Raw genomic sequence first — 1,513 nt, 5'->3', positions numbered from 1 at the left:
GGGGTTTATCAGCAATCTGGAAGCCCGGCAATGCCGCAATGCTGTTCACTTAGGAAATTGAGTAACTAGCGGGCTTAATAGAAAATCCGAAGTCAGATATGACTTCGGATTTTTTTATGCCTTTTCAGTGCGATCTGTTGGATCTAAGTGAGCTTTTTAATTTCTCCGACCTAAGCTCATTCACTCACAATATCCCGGTAGAATGGGTTGAATCAGCCCTCCGTCTCTCAGCCTCAGCGACCATCCGCAGGCGTCGCCTGCCTTCAGATCAAGTGCTTTGGCTCGTACTGGGCATGGCTATTTTCCGTGACGAGCCTGTGCATGAAGTGGCAAGGCGGCTCAATATCTGCGCACAAGGCTTGGCTTCAGACAGTCTTCTTGCCCGCAGTGGCATCACCAATGCCCGCACACGACTGGGTTCTGAGCCGGTTGAGTGGTTGTTCCGTCAAACTGGCGGAAAATGGGGGGATGAACGCTACCCTGAAGATGAGTGGCAAGGTCTGCGAGTAATGGCTGTTGACGGGGCCTTGTTTCGTACCCAGGACACAGCTGAGTTGCGTGAACATTTTGGCTCTGGCAATACTTCAACTAAGCGTCAAACGCCTTTCCCCATGTTAAGACTGATTGCCTTAATGAATGTGCGTTCACATATCATGATTGATGCCCAAATCAGCCCTTATCGACGGGGGGAGGTTCCTCTTGCAGAAAGCTTCCTGTCTCAAATACCCGATCACTCAATTACGCTATTTGATAAAGGCTTTTGGAGCGCCAATCTACTGTTAAGCCTTAATGATCAAGGGGCTGAGCGGCATTGGCTGATCCCCGAGCGCAGGGGTGTTGTGTGTGAGGTAATGGAAAATTACGCCGAAGGCGATGACCTTGTGCGCATGAAAGTATCGCCACAAGCCAGAAAAAAGAACCCCAACCTTCCGGATGTCTGGTTTGCAAGACGGGTGACTTACAAAGTGAAAAACGGTCTTAAAACCGTTATGACATCACTGCCTGTAGAAGGGTTTAGCGCCGACCAGATATCGACTTTATATAAAGAGCGGTGGGAAATTGAGCTGGGCTTTCGAGATATCAAAAGCTCTATGCAAAACAATGCAATCACGCTGAGAAGCAAGAAAATTGATCTCGTTTACCAAGAACTTTGGGGGTTACTGCTTTGCTACAATGTCATCAGACGAGAAGCCTCTATGGCAGCGGTAAGCTTTGATCGCGCACCGTCAGACATCCGATTCAAAGCTGTCTGTGATTATATTGCGGTTCAACTGATTGTGATGGCTGCATCGAACCCCTTGTCGGGAACGGGTAGGCGGCTGTCGGAGCTCAGAGGAGGCATTGGCAGCCTGTTTTTAGAAAGACGTCCGAGGCCAACAACGCCTCGGACGGTTAAGATATCAAAGACCCGTTATCCGGTGGATCGCGATGCTGCTCCGCTTAAGTGAACAGCATTGCGGCATTGCCGGGCTTCGCTATAGGCTATACGAGGGTGAACTATTACTGTGCCACG

The 1,513-nt window shown here is 49.7% G+C and carries 1 protein-coding gene; it reads left to right on the top strand.

The window, feature by feature from the left end:
* Positions 1-116: 116 nt before the first annotated feature.
* On the top strand, positions 117-1,448 hold the full coding sequence (locus ARC85_RS19620; RefSeq protein WP_286715995.1) for an IS4 family transposase: 1,332 nt from the start codon (positions 117-119) through the stop codon (positions 1,446-1,448).
* Positions 1,449-1,513: the final 65 nt, after the last annotated feature.

The organism is Marinobacter sp. tcs-11, from assembly GCF_002049515.1.
Lineage (GTDB): Bacteria > Pseudomonadota > Gammaproteobacteria > Pseudomonadales > Oleiphilaceae > Marinobacter > Marinobacter nauticus.
This window is presented reverse-complemented; position numbering and strand designations above follow the sequence as displayed.

Excerpts from the sequence above, each read along its gene's own strand:
- ARC85_RS19620 (WP_286715995.1), top strand. The coding sequence starts at position 117 with ATGCCTTTTCAGTGCGATCTGTTGGATCTAAGTGAGCTTTTTAATTTC.